This window comes from Micromonospora sp. CV4 (assembly GCF_003667455.1).
Lineage (GTDB): Bacteria > Actinomycetota > Actinomycetes > Mycobacteriales > Micromonosporaceae > Micromonospora.
This window is the reverse complement of record NZ_RCVI01000104.1, coordinates 1-4,558: the sequence shown is the minus strand read 5'-3', so window position 1 is coordinate 4,558 and position 4,558 is coordinate 1. Positions and strand designations below refer to the sequence as shown.

The 4,558-nt window shown below is 72.5% G+C and carries 3 protein-coding genes; 1 reads left to right on the top strand and 2 read right to left on the bottom strand.

Annotated elements, in window-relative coordinates; all coding sequences use genetic code 11:
* Positions 1-71: 71 nt before the first annotated feature.
* Positions 72-1,322: an extracellular solute-binding protein gene (locus tag EAD98_RS00925; RefSeq protein ID WP_121652204.1), complete on the bottom strand. Its 1,251-nt coding sequence runs from the start codon at positions 1,320-1,322 to the stop codon at positions 72-74.
* Positions 1,323-1,347: 25 nt separating this feature from the next.
* Positions 1,348-2,337 (bottom strand): LacI family DNA-binding transcriptional regulator, encoded by a 990-nt coding sequence (locus EAD98_RS00920; RefSeq protein ID WP_121652203.1) that lies wholly within the window; start codon positions 2,335-2,337, stop codon positions 1,348-1,350.
* 145 nt (positions 2,338-2,482) lie between these two features.
* Between EAD98_RS00920 and EAD98_RS00915 the strand changes: the two genes are divergently transcribed.
* Positions 2,483-4,558, top strand: a 2,076-nt coding sequence (locus EAD98_RS00915; protein ID WP_121652202.1) for a glycogen debranching N-terminal domain-containing protein, incomplete at its 3' end; no start/stop codon positions are given.

The window sequence follows — 4,558 nt, the reverse complement described above, 5'->3', positions numbered from 1 at the left end:
CTCCCCTCCCTCCCTCCCTCACTCGGGCCGACGACGAGGCGGGGGCCCGACACCGGGCCCCCGCTGCCGGCTCAGCTGGCGCCGAGCGCCGCCTTCGCGTTCTTGTCGAAGTTCTGCAGCACCGTCTTCGGGTCACCGTTGGCCAGACCCTGGAGGCTGGTGTCCAGGTCGACGAGGACGCTGTCCATCTTCGGGGCGTTCACCGGGCCCTGGGCGTGCGCGACACCGTCGATGAACGGCTTGTCCGCCGGGAAGGCGCTGGTGTACTGGTCGCGCACCGACTGCCGGGACGGCATCACGCCGAACGCCTTGGCGAAGGCCATCTGCTGCTCACCGCTCGTCATCGCCTCGACGAACTTGATCGCCTGGTCCTTGTACTTGCTCTTCGCCGCGATGCCCCAGCACTGGGTGAAGGAGAGCGTGCCCTGGCCCTTCGCGCCGGCCGGCAGAGGCACGACCTTGTACTTGATGTTCGGGAAGTCGTTCTGGAGGGCGCCCTTGATCCAGTTGCCCTCGATCGTCATCACGGCCTTGCCCTTGCCGAACGCCTCACCGGACCAGCCGGCGTCGAGCTGCTTCGGGTACTTGGCGAGGCCCGTGGTCAGCATGGTCTTGACGTACTGGAGGGCGGCCAGGTTCTCCGGGGTGTCCGCGGTGGCCTGCTTGCCGTCCTTGCTCATCAGCCAGCCGCCGTTCTGCACCATGAAGGCGCCGATCCGGTCGCGGGTGTCACCGAGGGCCAGCGGGACCTGACCCTTGGCCTTGATCTTCTGGGCGGTCGCGGTGAGCTGGTCCCAGGTGGTCGGCACGTCGGCGTCGGTCAGCCCCGCCTTGGTCCACAGGTCGGTGTTGATCTGCAGGGCCAGGGTGGAGAAGTCCTTGGGCGCGCAGTACAGCTTGCCGTCGTAGGTGAACGTGGTGCGCAGGCTCTCGTAGAAGTCGCCCGGGTTGCTGACCTTGTCGCCGTACGGCTCCAGGGCGCCGACGCTGGCGTAGTCGGCGAACCGGGCCGCGTCGACGTAGAACACGTCCGGCGGGGTGCCGCCGGCGAGGCCCTGACCGAGCTGCTGGGTGAGGTCCTGCGCCGGGGTGACGGTGGCGGTGTTGCCGGAGCTGCCGGCCCACTTCGCTGCGGCGTCCTGGACGGCCTTGGTCTCCGCCTCGCCGGAGGAGCCGATCAGGATCTGCAGGCTGGCCGGGCCGCTGGACTGGGTGGCGTCGCCGGAGGAGTCGTCGAAGCCACTGCCGCAGGCCGCGGAGCCGAGGAGGGCGACGGCGGCGAGGCCGGCCACCGCCGCCCGGGTGAGGGTTCGAGGTGCCATGGGTTTCTCCTGGTGGGGGAAGGGACTACGCGGTGTGCCGGAGCGCCAGCGCGGGCTGGAGCAGCACGTGGGTGGGGGTCTCGTGGTTGCCGTCGAGCACTCCGGTGAGCAGGTCCACGCACCGGGCGGCGGCCTCGCCGAGCGGTTGGCTGACGCTGGCCAGCCCGACCGCCGCGGCCACCGGCGTGTCGTCGAACCCGATCACCGACACGGGCGGGTCGGTGCCGCGGATCGCCTGGAGTGCGCCGAGGGCGAGCGAGTCGCTGGCGCAGACCACGGCGGTCGGCGCCACGCTGACGAGCAGGTCGCGCATCAGCCGCTCACCCTCGGCAATGCCGTCCTCGGTCTCCCGGTGCAGCCCGGTCGGGTCGATGCCGGCGGCGCGCAGCGCATCACGCCAGCCGGCCCGGCGGTCGTCGCCGACGCCGGAGCCGAGGGGCCACCCGATGAACGCGATCCGGCGGTGCCCGGCGGCCAGCAGGTGCCGGGTGGCCTGGGCCGTGCCGGCGGCGCCGTCGACGTCCACCCAGGGGTGGGCGTCGAGCGCGTCCCACGGCCGGCCGAAGGTCACGAACGGCACGTCCCGGCCGGCGAGCCAGGCGGTACGCGGGTCGCCGTACTTGGTGCCGACGAGCACGAACGCGTCCAGTTCGTACGTGCCCAGCAGGTCGTCGTAGGTGGCGATCTCCCGCTCGTCGTCGGTGGCGGTGTAGAGCAGCACCCGGTAGCCGGCGGCGTCGGCGGTCTCAGTGAGGCCGTGCAGGAAGCGGTCGAGCACGGAGCCGTTGATGCCGTCGCGGGTCGGCTCGATCCGTGCGGCGATCAGCCGGGACCGGCCGGTGCGCATCTGCCGGGCGGCCTGGTTGGCCCGGTAGCCGAGCGCGCTGATCGCGTCCTGGACCCGCAGCCGGGTCTCCTCCCGCACGATGTGCGGCGCGTTGAGCACGTTGGACACCGTCTGGCGGCTCACTCGGGCGTGCCGGGCCACCGTCGCGATGGTCACCTTTTCGGCCACTTAATCCCTCTCGCCATCTTGAACGATCCAATCTGGATAAGGCAGGATTAGATCGTTCAAGTTTCTGGAATGTTTCGCACTTTGCACCGCCAGGGGCGCGTTGTCAAGACGTCCGCCCCGCACCCTGAGGATCTGGAGCCACACCGTGATCGAACGCCAGCTGCAACCCCTCCTGCACGAGTTGGTGGGGGTGGTCCTCGCCCCGACCAGCGCGCTGGGGGACGCGACCGGGCAGATCCGCCCGACCGGCGTACAGGGCGTCTTCCACGCCGACGCCAGGGTGCTCTCCCGGGCCGAGCTACGAGTCGACGACCGCGAGCTGGAAGGGCTGACCCGCGGCGACGACGGCCCGCACGGGGCCCGCTTCGTGAGCCTGGCGCGCTGGCTCGGCGACCCCGTGCCCGACCCCACCGTCCGGATCGACCGGCTCCGCCGGGCCACCCGCGACGGCCTCACCGAGGAGTTGCGGGTCGTCTCCACCGCCACCGTTCCGGTACGCGCCACCGTCAGCGTCGACCTCGGCTGCGACCTGGCGCCCATCGAGGTGGTCAAGTCCGGCGGCGCCGCGGCGCCACTCGAAGCCAAGACCGGCCAGCCCGGCGTGCTCACCTGGTCGGCGGAGGGAATCACGGTCACCGTCACCGGCGCGGGAGCCGACGTGCTCGCCACCGGAGAACGGATCACCACGCCCCGGCTGGCCTGGCCGATCGAGCTGCCCCCCGGCGGCGAGACGGTGCTGCGCTGGCACCTGACCGTCGAGGATCCGCGCGCCGTGGTCGTCGGCCCGGCGGGCGAGCCGAACTGGTCCCGACCTGAGGTGACCGCGGACGACCGGCGGCTGGTCCGGTTGCTCGACCGCAGCCTCGACGACCTGCGCGGGCTGCGACTGGCCGAGACCGGCGCACCCCGCGACGTCTTCCTCGGCGCCGGGGTGCCCTGGTTCCTCACCCTGTTCGGCCGGGACAGCCTCTGGGCTGCCCGGATGATGCTGCCGCTCGGCACCGACCTGGCCGCCGGCACCCTGCGGGTGCTCGCCCGGCGACAGGGCGCCCGGGTCGATCCGGCCACCGGCGAGGCCCCCGGCAAGATCCTGCACGAGCTGCGCCGGCACGAGCTCGCCCTGCCCGACAACGGGCTGCGCCTGCCACCGGTCTACTACGGCACCGTCGACGCCACCATGCTCTGGGTCAACCTGCTGCACGACGCCTGGCGCTGGGGCCTGCCGGCGGAGCAGATCGAGCCGCTGCTGCCGCACCTGGAGGCCGCGCTGCGTTGGCTCGGCGAGCACGCCGACCCGGACGGCGACGGTCTCATCGAGTACGTCGACACCACCGGGCACGGGCTGTCCAACCAGGGCTGGAAGGACTCCGGCGATGCCGTCCGGTTCCACGACGGCTCGCTGGCCACCGCGCCGATCGTGCTGGCCGAGGTGCAGGGGTACGCGCACGAGGCGGCGGTGAACGGCGCCGCGCTGCTGGACGCCTTCGACCGCCCAGGCGGGGACCGCTGGCGTGCACACGCGGCCGCGCTGGCCCGCCGATTCCGGGACAGCTTCTGGGTTGACGGCCGGTACGGGCCGCAGCCCGCGCTCGCCCTGGACCGGGACAAGCGGCCGGTCGACTCGCTGACCAGCAACATCGGTCACCTGCTCGGCACCGGTCTGCTCACCGGCGACGAAGAGGACCAGGTCGCCCGCCTGCTCACCACCGACACGCTGACCGGTGGTTTCGGGCTGCGGACCATGTCCACCGAGGACGCCGGCTTCAGCCCGCTGTCGTACCACTGCGGTTCGATCTGGACGCACGACACGGCGATCGTGCTGGCCGGGCTGGCCCGGGCCGGACACCGGGACGCCGCGCTCGGCCTGGCCGAAGGGTTGCTCGCCGCCGCCGAGGCGTTCGACTACCGGCTGCCGGAGCTGTACGGCGGCGACGACCGGTCACTGGTGAACCGCCCGGTGCCGTACCCGGCCTCGTGCCGGCCGCAGGCCTGGGCCGCGGCCAGCGCGGTGGTGCTGCTCCAGGCCGCCACCGGGCTCTACCCCGACGTGCCGGGCGGCACGGTCCAGCTGGTGCCACTGGCCGGAGCCGAGCTCGGCGCGCTCACGGTCAACGGGTTCCGCCTCGCCGGCACCCCGGTCAACGTCGCGGTGGACCGCACCGGCGCCAGCACCATCACCAACCTGCCCACCCACCTGACCGCAACCCCGACCCTCCCCACC